Below are 18389 nucleotides of genomic sequence, written 5' to 3'. Positions count from 1 at the left end.
TCTTTGTTACAATTCTTAATATAAACAAAAGAGGAGGTTTTTTTATGCAAAGAAGTGTAGCAGTTGTAAAGAACAAAACTGTAAAACCAAATGTCATAAAATTAATAAGCGGATATATTGATTTTACTACAGTGTCATTCGCTGTAATGGGATTTTTACTTAGTAGGTCTATCATAGTAGACTCTGTAGCTCCTTTAGGGATTGCCTTTTTTATATGTGCATCAAAGATTGATAAGTACAAGATACCTGTATTTATATCAGCATTAATAGGGATATTGTTATCATTCAATGATTTTGGAAATGTAGCAAAATATGCTGTGTGCCTTACAATATTTATGGCATTAAATAAGAAACTAAAACTATTAGATTCAATTGCTAAAGTGGCGTTTATAGGTGCAATGGTATTACTTCCAATTTCCATGGGACAAGCGTTCTTTTCTGATAGGTGTGTGTATAATCTGCTTGTTGCAGGTGTAGAAGCAATAATAATGTTTATATCTATATATGTATTTTCTTATGGTATAGGTTTAATGGCCAATGTAAACAATAGGATGTCTGTACGGACAGAAGAAGCCATATCAATAAGTTTACTGCTAACCTTTAGTATAATGGGGATAGGAGATATATCTTTATTTGGAATATCGATAAGGACCATTTTGTCAACAGTATTGATATTACTGACCTCAATAGTAGGTGGAGCTACCATGGGAGCATCTAGTGGTGTAATTATTGGAGTGGCATCTATTTTAAATAATATGACATCAGCTATTTATATGGGTATATATTCTTTTTCAGGATTAATAAGTGGTGCATTTAATAAAATAAATAAATATTTCTGTATATTAGGATATATTCTAAGTTGGACAATAATATACCTATATACTTCTGGTATTACTTCAAATATGATGCAACTAAGAGATATATTGTTAGGATGCTTGATAGTGATTGTGTTGCCAGAAAGGTTATTCAATAAGATTGAAAAATTAATAAAAAGTAATGTAGCTTCAAATGAAATTGTATACGATTATATTATGAGAAGCAAAAACTTAACGAATAGCCGATTAAACAGTATCTATAAAACCTATGATGACCTTGCAGATACATTTGACAAGATAAGAGAAAAGGATAAGGTGCTAGACCAAAGAGACATAGCTAATGTAATAGATATGATTCATAATGATGAATGTAAAAGTTGTAGTATGAGAAGAATGTGTTGGGAATCAAGATTTAATCATACATACACTATGATATATAATATTCTTGAAAAAATTGAAGAGAAAGGAGAATTAAGTGTAAACGATATACCTAAAAACTTTAGAAAGGAATGTATGAAGCCAGAGTCAATAGTGAAAATATCAAATCACTATTATAAAATGTTTGTATTAGATTATGATTGGAGTGTGAAGTTTTCAGAAAGTAGAAAATTAATAGCAAATCAGATAAGGAGTATTTCAAAATCAATTAAATCGCTGTCTCAGGATTTAGAGGGCGATATAATGTTAGATATAGAGAAAGAAAAAAATATATATGAACAATTAGAGAGATATGATATAACTGTTGATAAAGTAAGTTACTTAACAAAGAGTAACAGCGAGTTTGAAATATCAATAGAAAAGAAAACTTGCAATGATGGTTGCATGTGTGAAAATAAAATTGTAGATATAATTTCAGACCTAGTAGGAGAAAATATGTCTGTTAGAAAAATAGGATGTCACTGTTTAGGAGGTAAATGTAAAGCGACATTTGTTAAGTCTCAAAAATATAAGGCTGTTACAGAAGTTTCAGCAATGTCAAGGGATGGACATATCCTTTGTGGAGATAATTACACATATATGGAGATAAATGATGGCAAATATATGATGGCTATAAGCGATGGTATGGGAAAAGGTAAAAAAGCTTATGAAGAGTCTTCTGCTACTATTGATATACTAGAAAAAATGATAGATGCAAAGATTAAAGATGAAATAGTTATAGATACTATAAATAATATGTTGTTATTAAAGTCTTCAGAAGAAATGTTTTCAACTCTCGACTTAGGTATTTTAGATTTAAAACGAGGGAGTTTAGAAACTATAAAGATGGGAGCATGTTCTACCTATATAAAAAGAGAGGATGGAGAAGTTGATTTAATATCATCATCATCTTTACCTGTGGGTATATTGTCAGATGTAAAGATTGATAGAAAAAATGTAAAAGTTAAGGAAGGGGACTATGTTATAATGGTTTCTGATGGAATTGTAGATGCAGGAAGAAATAACAATTTAGGTGATAATTGGTTAATATATTTCTTAAAAAACATAGAAACTACTAATCCAAAAGAAATTTCAAATTTAATATTAGATAGAGCATTGGAGTTACAAGCGTTACAAATCGAAGATGACATGACTGTTCTAGTTACAAAAATATGTACAAAATAAACTTTATAAATTTCTGTGTATAATATGTGGATAACTTGTGTATAATGTGTTAATAGACTTTTGAAAAAAGTAAAGTTATTAACAAAAAAAACGTATAAATCAACAAAATTTGTTGATAAGTATGGCATAAATGTTAATAAAATGTAAAAAAAGAAAAAACAAAAGCTATTATCAAAAGAGATTCATGTTGAAATAACTAAATTTCTAAGCAAGTAAAGCCTGTGAATATGTTGATTATTATGTGGATAACTATTAATTCGATATTTATTTATATAGTATGAATAATTGAATAATATATCTAAAAAAAGCCATCCTATTATTAAGTAAACTTATTGAAAGGATGGCTTTTTATGAATAGGAAATTGTGCAAAGCAATAATACCTTTATTTATCTCTATTTTTTGCATGTTAATAATAAGTATAAAAGCTGACCAAGGATATCAAAAAAATAATGATAGAGCAATTACTGTCATGAATAATGATACTGAAGATGATGCTGAAAAAAAACAAGAAATAGATTATGAAAAAACATGTTGGAATTTACAGTCTCTATTTAAAAGTGATGACCAATGGAAAAAAGAACTTAAGAGTTTTAATAAAGATACAAAAGAACTTAAAAATTACATAGGTAAAGTTACAAAGTCACCAACGCATTTGTCTTTTGCGTTAGATATCAAAGAGAAACTTGATATAAGATTAAATAAACTTTCTGCTTATGTAAAATTAAAACAAGATACTAATAAAAATTCATATAAATATTTAGATATGAGTGATAGTATGGGTAAATCTTATGGAGACTATATGGGGATTTGCTCAGATTTAGAGTTAGAGATATTAAAATTATCAAATAGAGATTATAAGAAGATTATTTCAAATAAAAATATAAATAGAAAATATGGTGTGTATTTAAGAGATATAAGAAGAAATAAAGTACATTATTTGGACGATAAATCAGAAGATATTCTAAGTAAGGTGTCTTCAATAAGTAGTCTTCCAAGTCAAGTGTATGAGTTATTTAGAAATATGGATAGAAAAACTAATTTGACACCAGCTCAATATGCAAGTGAACTGGAATCGCCAGATAGAGAAAATAGAAAAAAAGCTTATCAAGACGAACTCATTACTTATAATGATAATATAAATACAATTGCGGGCTTGATTACTGGCCAAGTTAAAAAGAATATATTTTATTCTCAAGAAAGAGGTTATGAGTCGTCTTTAGAAATGTATTTAGAATCTGATAATGTAGATGAAAAAGTATACAATAATTTAATAAGAACTGTAAACAGTAATATGGATAGTTTACACAAATATATAGATTTAAGAAAAAAAGTCTTAAAGTTGGATAAGGTTCATTCATATGATATGTCTGTACCTATAGTTAAGGCTGTTGATAGTAATATTAACTATGAAAAAGCTCAGAGTATAGTATATTCAGCATTATCACCTTTGGGAAAAGAATACAATGATGTAGTATACAAAGCGTTTAATGAAAAATGGATAGATGTTTATTCACATGAAAATAAAGTGAGTGGTGGATATTGCCTATCTGTCTATGAAAATCATCCATATATACTTTTAAATTATAATAATTCGCTAGGCTCAGTTTCAACTTTATCACATGAGTTAGGTCATGCTGTATATGAATATCTAAGTTCTAAGAACCAAAATTATTTTAATTCAAGTCCATCTATATTTACTCATGAAGTTGCGTCTACTACTAATGAGGCATTACTTTATGAGATGCTTATAAGAGAATCTAAAAGTAATGGTGAGAAAGCTTATTATATAACACAATATCTAGATTTAATAAAGGATACTCTTTATACACAAACTATGTATGCTGAATTTGAAAAAACTATACATGAATTAGTAGAAAAAGGAAAAAGTGTAAATGCATTAGTGTTAAATGATGTTTGGGGACAACTTCTCAAGAAGTATTATGGGCAAAACTATGAATTAGACCAATTATCTAAGGTCGGATGGGCAAGAATCCCACATTTTTATAATAGTTTTTATGTCTATAAATATGCTACAGGCTGTAGTGCAGGAGTCAGTTTCGCCCAAGATATACTAAAAAATGGCTCAGATAATTATATAAATTTTCTTAAAAAAGGAAGCTCAGATTATCCAATAGACTTATTAAAAGGAAGTGGGATAAATTTAACTAATACAAAACCTATAGAAAATACAATCAAAAAATTTGACAGCTTAGTAGCAGAACTTGAAAAGCTATTATAAAAGATTTATTATAATCCACATGGAAAATATATCGAATTAATGTTAAAATATACTAAAAGTTTAAAGTCCTATTTATAAATAGGGCTTTTTATCTATTAATTAGTGGGAGATGATTCTATGCAAGTTAAAGTTAAGAAAGCTGTAATACCAGCAGCAGGTTTAGGCACTAGATTTTTGCCAGCGACAAAGGCACAGCCAAAAGAAATGTTACCAATAGTTGATAAGCCAACACTACAATACATAATAGAAGAGGCTGTAGCTTCAGGGATAGAGGAAATATTAATAATAACAGGTAGAAATAAAAAATCTATTGAAGACCATTTTGATAAATCTGTAGAATTAGAACTTGACTTAGAAAAAAAAGGTAAAAAAGAGTTATTAGAAATAGTACAAAACATATCTAATATGATTAATATACATTATATAAGACAGAAAGAACCAAAAGGACTGGGAGATGCGATTTATTGTGCTAGACATTTTATAGGTGATGAGCCTTTTGCTGTAATGTTAGGAGATGACATTGTAGACAATGATGTACCTTGTTTAAAACAATTAACAGACGCATATGAAGAGTATAGAACTACAATATTAGGTGTGCAAAAAGTGAATCCAGAAGATACTAATAAATATGGTATAATAGAAGCTAAAAATATAGAGGGTAGGGTTTATAAAGTAAAAGATATGGTGGAAAAACCAGAATCAGGGAAGGCACCTTCAAATATAGCTATTTTAGGTAGGTATATAATAACTCCTGAGATATTTGACATCCTCAAGGATTTACCACCAGGCAAAGGTGGAGAAGTACAACTTACAGATGCTTTAAAAGTATTATCTAAAAAGGAAGCCATGTATGCATATAACTTTGAGGGTAAGAGATATGATGTAGGTGATAAATTAGGATTTTTAGAAGCGACTGTCGATTTTGCTCTAAAGAAAGAAGACCTTAAGGAAGATTTTATTAAATATCTAAGACATGTCTGTAATGAATTTGATAAAGATGACAATGTGTTATACAATAGTACAAATGAAGGAATAGATTCAGATAAGATTTGCGAGATTAAAGAACTCGAAGTTCAAAAATAATTAGGAAAGGTGATGTAGTGTGGCAAAATCAAGTCAAAAAAAGATTAATAGAATAATAGCTGTTGGGATTGTAGGTGTTCTTGTATTAACAAGTATAACAGCTGTTTTAAGCATGATTGCAACTATGTTGTAGAAATAAATAACTACTGTAGTATACATAAATATAAAAACCATATATAACTTGATGTAGTTAAAAATTTACAGAATTCTAGTTATGTATGGTTTTTAGAATTTATAAAGATAAAAAATAATTTTTATAATAGTTGCATATTTTAAGGGAAAATATTATTATAAGATATAAATATAGTGATAAATTTATAAAAACGTGCTAAGATTGGACTTGAGATATAATAAATAAATGGATAATATGGATAATAATGTTTTAAATTTTATTTATTGACCATAATGTATAAATAGTGATATTATTAGACTTAACTGTTTGAATAAAACTTTTCTTTTTCATGCCTTCAATTTCCAAAAAAAAGTATGTATATAAATGAATATATAGATGAGGAGGATTTTTTTGATTTTAGATGATAAAGTATTAGAAGGATTGGGTAGTAAAACATTAGTTGAACTACGAGAAATAGCAAAAGAATTAAAAATAAAATCAATTACTACATATAAGAAAAATGAGCTAATTGAGATTATAAATTCTAAGAGCAAGAACGAAGTAAAAACAAGTGATATTAAAGTGAGTGAAGAAATTAAAGATAAAAATGAAAATATAAAAGAAGACATAAAAAATAGAAAAGAAAATATAGAGAGCGAAAGCATAGAAAAAGAAGTTGAATATAAGAGCCCTGCCAAATCATATAACAAAAAAGATATGGATAATCAAAATATTTCCCAAAGCCAAGATAACAGAAACCAAAAAAATGATTATAATAAGACATCAAATACAAATGATTACAATAAGGCGTCAAATACATGTAATAGAATGGTCAGAAATAATAATAAAAACTATTATATGCCTAAACAAGTTGATGAATCTAAGATAGTAGATGAATTTAACACATCAAAGGAAGATGAAGTGGTCGGTGTACTTGAGATTTTACCAGATGGATTTGGTTTTTTAAGAGGCTCAAATTATTTATCTACTGAAGGCGATGTATATGTTTCGCCATCTCAAATAAGAAGATTTAATATGAAAACAGGAGATAAGATTAAGGGTATAACTAGACATCCAAAAAGTGGAGAAAAGTTTAGAGCACTTTTATATGTTCAAAAGATAAATGATGAAAATCCTGATACAGCTATACAAAGAAATGCATTTGAGACATTGACACCAATCTTTCCAGAAGAACGACTTACACTGGAAACAAATAGAAATGAGATAGCCACAAGAATTATAGATTTAATTTCTCCTATAGGTAAAGGACAAAGAGGATTGATAGTTGCACCTCCAAAAGCTGGGAAAACAGTTCTTTTAAAAAGTGTCGCAAACAGTATAGCTAAAAACCATCCAAATGTTGAACTTATAGTACTTCTTATAGATGAAAGACCAGAGGAAGTTACTGATATGAAGGAATCTATTGAAGGAGATGTTATATATTCTACTTTTGACCAAGTATCAAGTCATCATGTTAAGGTTGCAGAAATGGTATTAAATAGAGCTCAAAGACTAGTTGAACACGGTAAAGATGTAGTAATATTACTAGACAGTATAACTAGACTTGCAAGAGCATATAACCTTACAATATCTCCTACAGGTAGAACTTTATCTGGAGGTATTGACCCTGGGGCACTTCATGGACCTAAAAAATTCTTTGGAGCTGCTAGAAATATAAGACAAGGTGGTTCCCTGACAATACTAGGAACAGCATTAGTTGAAACTGGTTCTAGAATGGATGATGTAATTTTCGAGGAATTTAAAGGTACAGGAAATATGGAATTACATTTAGATAGAAAATTAGCTGAAAAAAGGATATTCCCTGCAATTGATATTTATAAGTCTGGGACAAGAAGAGATGACCTATTGCTTGATGATGAAGAAAAAACAGCTCTTTGGAGATTAAGAAGAGAAATGAGTAATAATTCAGTGATGGAAATCACAGATAAAGTCATTGAACTTATAAAAAGAACCAAAGACAATAAAGAATTTGTAAAATCGATAAAGAGTTTGTAAAATCAAGGAATAATTGTAAAAATAGATTATATAAAGTAATAGAAAAATCACTTGAATGGCATAATAAGTTATGCTATAATAATGTAGTTGATAATGTAAAAAGAAAGTTAATATAATTAATTTTTTTAAATAAAGAGAAGAGGTGACTATAATGCAAAAGGAAATACAACCAAAATATAATCCAGTTGAAGTGCGTTGTGCTTGTGGGAACACATTTGTTGCTGGTTCAACTAAGGACGAAATAAAAGTTGAAATATGTTCAGAGTGCCATCCATTCTATACAGGAAAACAAAAGAACATAGAAAAAGGTGGAAGAATCGACAAATTCAAAAAAAGATTCAAAATGGACTAATTTTTATAAAAGTGGAGTTGGAGGAAGCCAACTCCTATTTTATTACAAAAAAAGGTTCATATTCTACTTTAAATTGTCTTTTTGTATTATAATAATAAATATGTTAAATTAAGTATTTAAAATGCAATTGAATGAGGTGAGTGGATGGGAAAGCAATCTGTAGGTGGTCAAGCTGTTATTGAAGGCGTAATGATGCAATCAAAAGATAAAAGAGCTGTAGCTGTTAGAAAAAGTGACGGAGAAATAGCCTTAAAAGAAGATAGAATAAAAAGTTGGGTAAGAGATAAGAATATAGACAAGATACCTTTTATTAGAGGTTCTTTTGTTATGATAGATACAATGATTCAAGGAATAAAGAGCTTGAACTTTTCTTCAGAGTTTTTTATGGAAGAAGCTGAAGAGGACAAATTTGACTTATTTATGAAGAAGATTTTTAAAGATAAGGCAAATGATATACTTATAGTATTTTCCTTGGTTATAGCCATGATACTTTCAGCTGGTTTATTTATTTTTATACCTACACTAGTAGGAGGGGCTTTTTCTAAGGTAATACCTAGTGATTTTATGCTCAATTTAATAGAAGGTATTATAAGGATAGTTATATTATTTGCATATATAGTATTGATTTCTAGAAGTAAGGATATAGAAAGAGTATTTCAATATCATGGCGCAGAGCATAAATCCATATATTGTTATGAAAATAATTTGGAACTTACAGTAGAAAACGCTAGAAAATTTAAAAGACTTCACCCTAGATGTGGTACAAATTTTTTGTTTATAGTTATGGCTGTATCAATAATACTATTTGCATTTTTTGGTTGGCCAAATCCAATACTTAGGATATTTATGAGAATCATATGCGTTCCTATAGTAGCAGGATTATCTTATGAAGTAATTAGAATTCTTGGAAAATACGACAATGGATTTACTAAGATTATTGCATATCCAGGTATGATGTTGCAATACTTTACGACTAAAGAGCCTGATGATGAGCAGTTAGAAGTAGCTTTAGAAGCATTAAAGGCAGTAGTAGATTAAAGAAAAGGGTATTTATTATGACGATAAAAGATATAATTATTAAATATTCAGAGGAATTTAAAGGTATAAGTGATACTCCAAGACTAGATACAGAATTATTGTTACAAAAAGCATTAGGTGACGTTGATAGATTGTATATTCACTTAAATCTAAGTAAAGAATTAACTGAAGAACAGAAAACAGAATTTATAGGTTTTGCAGAAGAAAGAATAAATGGAAGACCAATAGCATATATAGTTGAAAATAGGGAGTTTATGGGACTAGATTTCTTTGTTAAGGAAGGAGTATTAATCCCAAGACCAGATACAGAAACTTTGGTAGAAGAAATAATTGAAATATGTAAAGGTAGAAAGAATGTAAGCATACTAGATATAGGTACTGGTTCAGGTGCGATTACAGTTAGCTTAGCAAAATATATTGAAAATTCTAAATTGATGTCTTTTGATATATCAGAAACAGCCTTAGAAATAGGAAAGAAAAATGCTATTATAAATGAAGTTGATGAAAAAATAGAGTACATTAAATCAGATTTATTTACAGTATTGAATAATAGTGATATAAAATTTGATATTATAGTTTCAAATCCACCATATATAAAAAAACAAGACATAGAAACACTACACACACAAGTTAAAGATTATGAGCCATATAATGCACTTGAGGGTGGAGAAGATGGATTGGATTTTTATAGAAAAATAACAGAGCAAGGTAAGAAATATTTAAATCAATGTGGAATATTAGCATATGAAGTTGGTCACAATCAAGCTGAAGATGTAATTAATATTATGAAAAGTAATGGATATAAAAAAATATATACAAAGAAGGATATACAAGGCATTGATAGAGTTGTTATAGGATACAATATATGATATAATCAACAATTGATATGTTACATTTAATCGAGGTGAAAGTATGTTAAAAAAATTAGAGGTATTGGAAGATACATATAAAGACTTAAGTGAAAAAATAGGTGATCCTGATGTAATAAATGATCAAAAAGTTTGGCAAAAGTATATAAAAGAACATGCTGACTTAGAGCCTATTGTTATGAAATACAGAGAGTACAAAAGCGTTTTAGATAGCATAAAGGAATCAAAAGAAATTTTACAAGAAGAGTCAGATGAAGAGTTAAGAGAATTAGCTAAAATGGAACTATCTGAAATGGAAGAAAAAGTAGCTCCAATAGAAGAAGAAATAAAAATACTACTATTACCTAAAGACCCTAATGATGACAAGAACGTTATAGTTGAAATTAGAGGTGGAGCTGGAGGAGATGAAGCAGCTCTATTTGCAGGTGATTTATTTAGAATGTATTCGAGATATGCTGAGAGAAGAAGATGGAAAATAGAATTATTAAGTGCTAGTGATACTGGAGTGGGTGGATATAAAGAAGTATCTTTTATGATAAAAGGTAAAGGAGCTTACTCAAGATTAAAGTATGAATCTGGAGTTCATAGAGTTCAAAGGATACCATCAACTGAATCTGGTGGAAGAATACACACATCAACTTCTACTGTTGCAGTATTACCAGAGGTTGAAGATGTAGAAGTTGACATAAATCCAAATGATTTAAGAATAGACGTTTTCCGTTCTTCAGGTAATGGAGGGCAAAGTGTCAATACTACTGACTCTGCTGTTAGGGTAACACACATACCTACAGGTGAAGTAGTATCTTGTCAAGATGGAAAATCACAATTAAAAAATAAAGAGCAAGCTTTAAAAATATTAAAAGCGAGACTTTACGATAAAGCATTGGCAGAACAACACAAAGATATAGCAGCAGAAAGAAAAAGCCAAGTCGGAACTGGTGACAGATCAGAAAGAATAAGAACATATAATTTCCCTCAGGGTAGAATAAGTGACCATAGAATAAATTTAACTTTATATAAGCTAGATGCATTCTTAGATGGGGATATAGATGAAATGATAGACGCTTTAATTACTGTTGACCAAACAGAAAAAATGACTGCAATATAAGGAATGTTTTAAAAGAGCTGTTTCTTTCTAGAAATTATTTTCTATTTTGAAACAGCTATTTTGCATTTTAGGTCATGTTATCATATTCTACTGTATATAATTGTTATATACAAGTACAGGAGGGTTATATGATACTAAAAGTAACAATAATTGGACTTTTGGCAGGTGTTATAGGGACAGGATTAGGAGGAGTTATATCAGCTATCTTCAAAAGAGAAGTTGATAAATACCTAAATTTCTTTATGGGATTGTCTGGCGGAATAATGTTGGCTGTAGTAGTATTTGATTTGATGAAAGAATCCATGGATAAAATGGGAGTAATCAATACAGTTATATTTACATTTGTTGGAGCTCTCATAACTATGTACATAAAAACAAGATTGGATGTATCTGGAAGTATGGCATCTGGATATCTTATATTCATAAGTATATTACTACATAATTTACCAGAAGGATTGGCTATTGGTTCTTCTTTTATGTCAACAGAAAGCTTAGGTATCACTCTTGCTATAGTAATAGGTCTACATAACATACCAGAAGGATTAGCTATGGCATTGGGTCTGATATGTAATAAAATGAGGATGAGTAAAGTTATTTTATTTACAATAATAGCTGGATTGCCTATGGGTCTAGGAAGTTTTTTAGGTGTTTATTTTGGAGGAGTGTTTACTTCTCTTATAGGTGTATTTCTTGCTACAGCAGGAGGTACAATGATGTATGTTGTATTGGAAGAAATTTTTCCGCATTCAAAAAGTGTGTATTGTATAGTTGGTTTTTTGTTAGGTACAATAATTGTAAACTATATCTAAAATTAAAATGAAAGCAGGCATACGAAAGATGAAGACTATTATAAGTAATATTGATATAAATAATATTGATTATGAGGAAATAAAAATACAAGCAAAACTTCTTAGAGAAGGTAAGACGGTTATTTTTCCAACTGAGACAGTATATGGATTAGGTGCAAATGCATTAGATGAAAATGCAGTAAAGAAGATTTATGAAGCTAAAGGTAGACCTAGTGATAATCCACTTATAGTCCATATTTATGAAAAAGAAGAAGTTTATGATTTAGCTAAAGATATAAGTGATAAAGCTAAACTTGTTATGGAAAAACTTTGGCCAGGGCCTATAACCATAATACTAAATAAAAAAGATATAATTCCATATAGAACTAGTGGAGGACTTGATACAGTTGCAATAAGAATGCCTTCTCATATTATTGCCAGGGCAATAATAAAAGAAGCAGGCATACCTATTGCAGCTCCTTCTGCAAATATATCAGGGAGACCATCCCCAACAAAAGCGAAACATGTATATGAAGAAATGAATGGAAGAGTTGATGGAATAGTTTTAGGAGGAGATAGTAACTTTGGACTAGAATCAACTGTATTAGACCTTACAGAAGAGATTCCTATGGTATTAAGACCTGGAAGTATAACTAAAGAAGTCTTAGAAGAAATTCTTGGTGAAGTAAGGCTTGACCCATCATTAAGTAAAAAAGAAGATAATCAAAAAGCCAAGGCTCCAGGAATGAAATATAAACATTATTCACCAAATGCAGACGTATATATTATATCTGGCAAAAGGGAGAATGTAGCAACAAAGATTAATGATATGATAAAATCTAATAAAGAAAAAGGTCTAAAAACAGGTGTAATGTGCATTAGTAGAAATAAAGAGTTTTATAATGGAGAAGTAATAGATTTGGGGAGTACTCTTGAGGAAGTAGCAAGTAATTTGTTTGATGCTCTCATAGAAATGGATAAAAAAGGTATGGATGTTATATATTCTGAGGAATTTCCTAAGAGCGGTGTCGGACAAGCAATTATGAATAGATTACTTAAGTCAGCAGGATATAAAGTAATAAAAGCTTAAAAAGGAGTTGTGAAATATGAATATACTTATTGTATGTACAGGAAATACTTGTAGAAGTCCTATGGCTGAAGTTATATTAAAGAAAGCTATTGAGGAGTCTGGAAAAAATATTGAAGAATATTGCATATCCTCAGCGGGTATATCTACAGCAAATGGTATGGATGCTTCTAATAATTCTATAGAAGCTTTAAAAGAGCTTGGAATAGATTTATCAAATCATAAAAGTAGAGTAATTACTAAGGATTTATTAGATAAATCAGATATCATACTAACAATGACTAAATCTCATAAAGAAATTTTAGTCCAAGCAGTTCCAAAATGCAAAGAAAAAGTGTATACTTTTAAAGGGTTCGCAAATCAGGATGAGTCAGATATATCTGACCCATTTGGTGGAAGCTTGGATACTTATAGAGATACTATGAAAGAAATAATATATTCTGTCAACCAAATAGTAAAAAATATATAAAACGGAGGATAAAGAAATGAAAATAGGATTAGGCTGTGACCATGGAGGATATAATTTAAAAAAAGAAATAATAAACTATTTAGAAGGAAAAGGGATTGAATGTGTAGATTATGGAACTAAGAATGCTACAGATTCTGTTGATTATCCTGCGTATGGAGAAATAGTTGCAAATGCAGTTATAGATAAAGATGTAGATTATGGAATATTATGCTGTGGTACAGGGATAGGAATATCTTTAGCTGCCAATAAAGTTCCTGGAATAAGATGTGCAGTTGTATCAGATGTATTTTCTGCAAAAATGTCAAAAGCACACAATGATGCAAATATGTTGTCATTAGGTGAAAGAGTTTTAGGTAAAGGTTTAGCACTTGAAATAGTTGAGGCTTGGATTAGTACAGATTTTGAAGGTGATAGACATGCTAGAAGAGTAAATATGATTAAATCAATAGAAGAAAAACACAATAAATAATAAAAATTACAGTTTTATCAGGAGGAATTATCAAAATGAGCAAAGTGGTAGAGACAAACCATCCATTAATACAACATAAACTAACTTTAATGAGAGATAAAAATACTGGTTCTAAAGATTTCAGAGAACTTTTAACTGAAATTGCAATGCTAATGGGATACGAAATAACAAAAGATATACCATTAAAAGATGTAGAAATAGAGACTCCTATTCAAAAAACATCATCTAAAGTTGTTGCAGGTAAAAAACTAGCTATAATTCCAATTTTAAGAGCAGGGCTTGGAATGGTAGATGGTTTAGTAAGTTTAATGCCTGCAGCAAAAGTTGGTCATGTAGGATTATATAGAGACCCAGAAACATTAAAACCAGTTGAATATTATTGTAAACTTCCTCAAGACATAGGAGAAAGAGATATAATAGTAGTTGACCCTATGCTTGCTACAGGAGGTTCTGCTGTTGCAGCAATAGATTTACTTAAATCTAAAGGAGCTAAAAGTATAAAATTAGCTAATTTAGTAGCTGCACCTGAAGGAATACAAGAAGTACAAAAATATCATGATGATGTTGATATATATGTTGCATCAATTGATGAGAAATTAAATGAACATGGATATATAATTCCTGGTCTTGGTGATGCAGGAGACAGATTATTTGGAACTAAATAAAAATTAATAACTATAAATATTTATTGGGAACTTTCTTATATAGTAAAAATTATTTAATATAAGGAGGTTCCTTTTTATATGTATTTTCTCATAATAAGAATTCTTGAATTGATAAATTTCTCGAATTGAGAATAAAAAGCTTTTACCAATTAATAAAGAATGGCTATTTTACTTGAGTTTACAAATTATGAGCAATTTTAAATATGGCATGTTAGTTGCTTACGATTAAATTGATATATATTAATTGAGTTTAAATTAAAATATTAATGATATTATTGGGAGTGATAATACATGAAAAAATGTATAGTAGTAAGAGGAGCTGGAGATTTAGCAACAGCAGTTATACATAAGTTACACAATAGTGGTTTTAAAGTGGTTGCATTAGAAATAGAAGAGCCTTTAGCAATAAGAAGACAGGTCTCTTTTTGTGAGGCTGTATATGAAAAGGAAGTTACTATTGAAGGTATAGATTGTAAACTTTGTAAAAATAAAGATGAAATCGAAAAAACGTTATCTCAAGATAAAGTAGCACTTATTGTAGACCCAAAAGGAGAAAAACTATCTGAGATAAATCCAGTTGTTTTGATTGATGGAATATTAGCCAAAAAAAATTTGGGTACAACTAAGGATATGGCTCCACTTACAATAGCTTTAGGACCTGGATTTTGTGCAGGAGAAGATGTTGATGTGGTCATAGAGACAATGAGAGGTCATAATCTAGGAAGAATAATAACCAGTGGTAGAGCTGAAAAAAATACAGGAATACCAGGTGCAATAAAAGGGATTTCTAAAGAAAGAGTAATACACTCAGAACATAGCGGAATAATGGAAAATGTATGTAAGATAGGCGATATAGTTGAAAAGGGTGATTTACTTTGTTATATTAATGATTATGGACAAAAATATGAAGTTAGAGCAACAATATCTGGAGTTCTTAGAGGATTACTAAAAGAGGGAGCAAAAGTAAATAAAAATTTAAAAATATTAGACATAGACCCTAGAAAAGAGGAAGTTAAGAATGCTTTTACCATATCAGATAAAGCTAGATGTATAGCTGGAGGGGTTTTAGAAGCCATATTAAAAAATGGAATCTATCCAATAAATTAATTTATGATAAATAAGACTATTAATATTTCATTAAGGTAATATAATAAATTTAATAGATTAAGGAGAGCATATAAAGGGTATTTAAAATTTAAATGGTAAAAATGCTCTTTTTTTATTGGACATTCAATTGACATGTGTATATAATATAAAAATAAGTATTTATTTAGGAAGAAATCTAATAAATATATATGAGACCAGTACATAAACAAAGAGGAGAAAAGTAAATTATGAGACCATCATGGGATGAATACTTTATGGAAATTGCAGAAGTGGTAAAAAAGCGTTCAACTTGTATTAGGAGACAAGTAGGAGCTGTTATTGTAAGAGATAAACAAATTCTAACAACTGGATATAATGGTTCCCCAAGAAATCTTGAACATTGTGAAAATATTGGGTGCAAAAGACAGGAACTAAATATTCCTTCAGGAGAAAGACATGAACTGTGTAGGGCATTGCATGCTGAGCAAAATGCTATAATACAGGCTGCCCATAATGGTATTAGTGTAGCTGGAGCAACTTTATATGTTACTACAAGACCTTGTGTTTTGTGTGCAAAAATGTGCATAAATGCAGGGATATTGAAAATTGTTTATGAAGGCGATTATCCAGATGATATGTCTACAGAATTGTTAGAAGAAGCAGGAATAGAACTTATAAAATTCTAGTAGATAAATTTTTAGTGAATAATTTTAGAATGACAATAAACGATAAAATTTGACACTGAAATACATGCTCATGAAATGATTAAAAGAAAGTGTTTGAAAAATAATCAGATTAGTAGTAAGATATATTTTATAATTAAATAAATTTATGATATAGATTAATTACATGTTATTTATTTTGTAATAATGAGGGATACTATTTATGAGTAAAAAAAATACACATATGGAAATTGCAAAGCTGTTTAGTTTAATAAGTCAGATAGGATTGATGATTGTAATATCAATATTAGGATGTACTTTCTTAGGAAAATTTTTAGATAGTAAATTAAATACAAGTCCAGTTCTAACAATAATATTTTTACTGTTAGGGGTTGGAGGTGCTTTTAGTGGTGTTTATAAAACTCTGATAGTATATACACGAAGGAAGTGATATATTGGATATAAAATTACTTAACCAAGTAAGGTCAGTAACAAAGGGTATAGTAATATTTGATGTAATTTTAATTGTGCTAATGTTGATAACATCAACATTAAGTAAGCCAGTATTTTTAGGACTTATATTTGGCTCTATAATAGCTATGTTAAATTTTAGATTATTAGCAATCTCACTAGAAAAAACAGTGTCATTGCCAGCTGGAAAAGCACAAGCTTATGCATCAGCACAATATACCATTAGGCTATTTATAATGGCAGTTGTTCTATTTGCTTCAGCTAAGGTTCCACATTTAAATATAATCGGAACAGCACTAGGATTATTGAGTACAAAGTTTGTCATATTATCAAAAAACTTTATAAATAAATTAAAGAGGAAGGAGGCGTAAGTATGAGTCAAGCGCATTATTATCTCATAGGAAACTTTAAAATTAGTGAAACAATACTAGTGAGTTGGGGAATAATGGCCTTTTTAGCGATAGCATCTTATTTTTTAACTAGAAATTTGAAAAAAGTTCCAACCAGTAAAGTTCAAATATTTTTGGAATTTGCAATAGGTGGTCTTGCTAAAATGGTTACAAATGTTATGGGTAAAAACACAGTAAAAAGAATGCCATATATGATACCATACATAGGAAGTTTGTTTTTATTTTTCGCGTGCTCAAATTTAAGCCCATTACTTGGATTAAGATCACCAACAACCGACCTAGATACAACTGCTGCATGGGCAATGATTACATTTTTTATGATTTATTTTGCAGGAGTTAAATTTAAAGGAGTATCATACTTTAAAGAATTGGCTCAACCACTTGCCATAATGTTACCAATTAACATTATAGGTGAGTTAGCTAGACCAATATCATTAAGTTTCCGTCCATTTGGAAATATCTTAGGTGGAACAATTATAATGGGTCTATTTTATCAACTTTTAGGTTTTATATCTAGTCTAATACCAGGATTATCAATACCAATTGGACAGATACTAATACCAGTACCATTACACTTGTACTTCGATTTATTTGCAGGATTGTTACAAGCATATATATTTATAATGTTAACAATGGTGTTTATATCAAGTGCAGGGGAATTAGATTAAGAAATCAACTTATATTAAGATAAAAAATAAAAAACAATTTAAATTTTTAAATTTTAAGGAGGAAATAATTATGGAAACAGCAATAGTAGCGGCAGCATCAGCAATAGGAGCAGGAATAGCAGTTGCAACAGGTATAGGTGCAGGAATTGGTCAAGGTGTAGCAGCAGGTAAGGCAGCAGAAGCAGTAGGAAATCAACCAGAAGCTAAAGGTGATATAACTTCAACTTTATTACTAGGTGTTGCTATAGCAGAGTCTTCAGCAATATATGGCTTGGTTGTATCAATAATACTTCTATTCGTAAATCCATTCTTCAAATACTTAGGAATGTAGATTTAGTCCTTAAATATTTTGAGATAGGTTTTATAGATAAATCATCTC

The 18389-nt window shown here is 29.5% G+C and carries 19 protein-coding genes; all 19 read left to right on the top strand.

Translation table 11 applies throughout. The features are described from left to right. Positions 1 to 44: 44 nt before the first annotated feature. Positions 45 to 2417: a stage II sporulation protein E gene (gene spoIIE, locus IC173_RS13635; RefSeq protein WP_227825282.1), complete on the top strand. Its 2373-nt coding sequence runs from the start codon at positions 45 to 47 to the stop codon at positions 2415 to 2417. Between the two features lie 350 nt (positions 2418 to 2767). Beyond that, the gene (pepF, locus tag IC173_RS13630) at positions 2768 to 4657 is read left to right on the top strand and encodes an oligoendopeptidase F (RefSeq protein ID WP_227436275.1); all 1890 of its coding nucleotides are present in this window, start codon (positions 2768 to 2770) and stop codon (positions 4655 to 4657) included. Between the two features lie 117 nt (positions 4658 to 4774). Next, a complete protein-coding gene (gene galU / locus IC173_RS13625) occupies positions 4775 to 5740 on the top strand; it encodes a UTP--glucose-1-phosphate uridylyltransferase GalU (protein WP_227436274.1) in 966 nt (321 codons plus the stop codon). Positions 5741 to 6248: 508 nt separating this feature from the next. After that, positions 6249 to 7868 (top strand): transcription termination factor Rho, encoded by a 1620-nt coding sequence (gene rho / locus IC173_RS13620; RefSeq protein ID WP_227436272.1) that lies wholly within the window; start codon positions 6249 to 6251, stop codon positions 7866 to 7868. 151 nt (positions 7869 to 8019) lie between these two features. Continuing rightward, a complete protein-coding gene (gene rpmE / locus IC173_RS13615; protein ID WP_003421397.1) occupies positions 8020 to 8220 on the top strand; it encodes a 50S ribosomal protein L31 in 201 nt (66 codons plus the stop codon). Positions 8221 to 8364: 144 nt separating this feature from the next. After that, a complete protein-coding gene (locus tag IC173_RS13610; protein ID WP_227436270.1) occupies positions 8365 to 9258 on the top strand; it encodes a DUF1385 domain-containing protein in 894 nt (297 codons plus the stop codon). A 17-nt stretch (positions 9259 to 9275) separates the two neighbouring features. Further along, the gene (gene prmC, locus IC173_RS13605) at positions 9276 to 10127 is read left to right on the top strand and encodes a peptide chain release factor N(5)-glutamine methyltransferase (protein ID WP_227436268.1); all 852 of its coding nucleotides are present in this window, start codon (positions 9276 to 9278) and stop codon (positions 10125 to 10127) included. 43 nt (positions 10128 to 10170) lie between these two features. Beyond that, positions 10171 to 11235, top strand: a complete 1065-nt coding sequence (prfA, locus tag IC173_RS13600; protein WP_227436258.1) for a peptide chain release factor 1 — start codon at positions 10171 to 10173, stop codon at positions 11233 to 11235. Positions 11236 to 11363: 128 nt separating this feature from the next. After that, positions 11364 to 12044, top strand: a complete 681-nt coding sequence (locus tag IC173_RS13595) for a ZIP family metal transporter (protein WP_227436256.1) — start codon at positions 11364 to 11366, stop codon at positions 12042 to 12044. A gap of 28 nt (positions 12045 to 12072) precedes the next feature. Further along, on the top strand, positions 12073 to 13113 hold the full coding sequence (locus tag IC173_RS13590) for an L-threonylcarbamoyladenylate synthase (RefSeq protein WP_227855727.1): 1041 nt from the start codon (positions 12073 to 12075) through the stop codon (positions 13111 to 13113). A 16-nt stretch (positions 13114 to 13129) separates the two neighbouring features. Further along, positions 13130 to 13579, top strand: a complete 450-nt coding sequence (locus IC173_RS13585) for a low molecular weight protein arginine phosphatase (RefSeq protein ID WP_227436252.1) — start codon at positions 13130 to 13132, stop codon at positions 13577 to 13579. A gap of 16 nt (positions 13580 to 13595) precedes the next feature. Continuing rightward, the gene (rpiB, locus tag IC173_RS13580) at positions 13596 to 14048 is read left to right on the top strand and encodes a ribose 5-phosphate isomerase B (RefSeq protein ID WP_227436250.1); all 453 of its coding nucleotides are present in this window, start codon (positions 13596 to 13598) and stop codon (positions 14046 to 14048) included. Positions 14049 to 14083: 35 nt separating this feature from the next. After that, positions 14084 to 14713 (top strand): uracil phosphoribosyltransferase, encoded by a 630-nt coding sequence (gene upp / locus IC173_RS13575; protein ID WP_227436248.1) that lies wholly within the window; start codon positions 14084 to 14086, stop codon positions 14711 to 14713. Between the two features lie 291 nt (positions 14714 to 15004). Beyond that, positions 15005 to 15820 (top strand): selenium-dependent molybdenum cofactor biosynthesis protein YqeB, encoded by an 816-nt coding sequence (gene yqeB / locus IC173_RS13570; RefSeq protein WP_227483593.1) that lies wholly within the window; start codon positions 15005 to 15007, stop codon positions 15818 to 15820. A gap of 227 nt (positions 15821 to 16047) precedes the next feature. Next, positions 16048 to 16485 carry a deoxycytidylate deaminase gene (locus tag IC173_RS13565; RefSeq protein ID WP_227436245.1) on the top strand — a complete coding sequence of 146 codons (438 nt, stop codon included), beginning with the start codon at positions 16048 to 16050 and terminating at the stop codon, positions 16483 to 16485. 199 nt (positions 16486 to 16684) lie between these two features. Further along, a complete protein-coding gene (locus IC173_RS13560) occupies positions 16685 to 16912 on the top strand; it encodes an AtpZ/AtpI family protein (protein WP_227436243.1) in 228 nt (75 codons plus the stop codon). A 4-nt stretch (positions 16913 to 16916) separates the two neighbouring features. Next, positions 16917 to 17303 (top strand): ATP synthase subunit I, encoded by a 387-nt coding sequence (locus tag IC173_RS13555; RefSeq protein WP_227436241.1) that lies wholly within the window; start codon positions 16917 to 16919, stop codon positions 17301 to 17303. 2 nt (positions 17304 to 17305) lie between these two features. Beyond that, positions 17306 to 18010: a F0F1 ATP synthase subunit A gene (locus IC173_RS13550; RefSeq protein ID WP_227436239.1), complete on the top strand. Its 705-nt coding sequence runs from the start codon at positions 17306 to 17308 to the stop codon at positions 18008 to 18010. Between the two features lie 70 nt (positions 18011 to 18080). Then, positions 18081 to 18341 carry an ATP synthase F0 subunit C gene (atpE, locus tag IC173_RS13545; RefSeq protein ID WP_021386434.1) on the top strand — a complete coding sequence of 87 codons (261 nt, stop codon included), beginning with the start codon at positions 18081 to 18083 and terminating at the stop codon, positions 18339 to 18341. Positions 18342 to 18389: the final 48 nt, after the last annotated feature.

The sequence above is a fragment of the Clostridioides sp. ES-S-0048-02 genome (assembly GCF_020658495.1).
Taxonomy (GTDB): domain Bacteria; phylum Bacillota; class Clostridia; order Peptostreptococcales; family Peptostreptococcaceae; genus Clostridioides.
The sequence above is the reverse complement of the archived record's forward strand: the minus strand, read 5'-3'. Positions and strand labels throughout refer to the sequence as shown.

What these genes read in the sequence shown, in the direction of transcription:
- prfA (WP_227436258.1), top strand. Translation starts at nt 10,171, where the DNA reads ATGTTAAAAAAATTAGAGGTATTGGAAGATACATATAAAGACTTAAGT.
- rpiB (WP_227436250.1), top strand. Translation starts at nt 13,596, where the DNA reads ATGAAAATAGGATTAGGCTGTGACCATGGAGGATATAATTTAAAAAAA.
- IC173_RS13560 (WP_227436243.1), top strand. Translation starts at nt 16,685, where the DNA reads ATGAGTAAAAAAAATACACATATGGAAATTGCAAAGCTGTTTAGTTTA.
- galU (WP_227436274.1), top strand. Translation starts at nt 4,775, where the DNA reads ATGCAAGTTAAAGTTAAGAAAGCTGTAATACCAGCAGCAGGTTTAGGC.
- pepF (WP_227436275.1), top strand. Translation starts at nt 2,768, where the DNA reads ATGAATAGGAAATTGTGCAAAGCAATAATACCTTTATTTATCTCTATT.
- spoIIE (WP_227825282.1), top strand. Translation starts at nt 45, where the DNA reads ATGCAAAGAAGTGTAGCAGTTGTAAAGAACAAAACTGTAAAACCAAAT.
- IC173_RS13585 (WP_227436252.1), top strand. Translation starts at nt 13,130, where the DNA reads ATGAATATACTTATTGTATGTACAGGAAATACTTGTAGAAGTCCTATG.
- yqeB (WP_227483593.1), top strand. Translation starts at nt 15,005, where the DNA reads ATGAAAAAATGTATAGTAGTAAGAGGAGCTGGAGATTTAGCAACAGCA.
- rho (WP_227436272.1), top strand. Translation starts at nt 6,249, where the DNA reads ATGAGGAGGATTTTTTTGATTTTAGATGATAAAGTATTAGAAGGATTG.
- IC173_RS13610 (WP_227436270.1), top strand. Translation starts at nt 8,365, where the DNA reads ATGGGAAAGCAATCTGTAGGTGGTCAAGCTGTTATTGAAGGCGTAATG.
- IC173_RS13550 (WP_227436239.1), top strand. Translation starts at nt 17,306, where the DNA reads ATGAGTCAAGCGCATTATTATCTCATAGGAAACTTTAAAATTAGTGAA.
- upp (WP_227436248.1), top strand. Translation starts at nt 14,084, where the DNA reads ATGAGCAAAGTGGTAGAGACAAACCATCCATTAATACAACATAAACTA.
- IC173_RS13565 (WP_227436245.1), top strand. Translation starts at nt 16,048, where the DNA reads ATGAGACCATCATGGGATGAATACTTTATGGAAATTGCAGAAGTGGTA.
- IC173_RS13595 (WP_227436256.1), top strand. Translation starts at nt 11,364, where the DNA reads ATGATACTAAAAGTAACAATAATTGGACTTTTGGCAGGTGTTATAGGG.
- prmC (WP_227436268.1), top strand. Translation starts at nt 9,276, where the DNA reads ATGACGATAAAAGATATAATTATTAAATATTCAGAGGAATTTAAAGGT.
- atpE (WP_021386434.1), top strand. Translation starts at nt 18,081, where the DNA reads ATGGAAACAGCAATAGTAGCGGCAGCATCAGCAATAGGAGCAGGAATA.
- rpmE (WP_003421397.1), top strand. Translation starts at nt 8,020, where the DNA reads ATGCAAAAGGAAATACAACCAAAATATAATCCAGTTGAAGTGCGTTGT.
- IC173_RS13590 (WP_227855727.1), top strand. Translation starts at nt 12,073, where the DNA reads ATGAAGACTATTATAAGTAATATTGATATAAATAATATTGATTATGAG.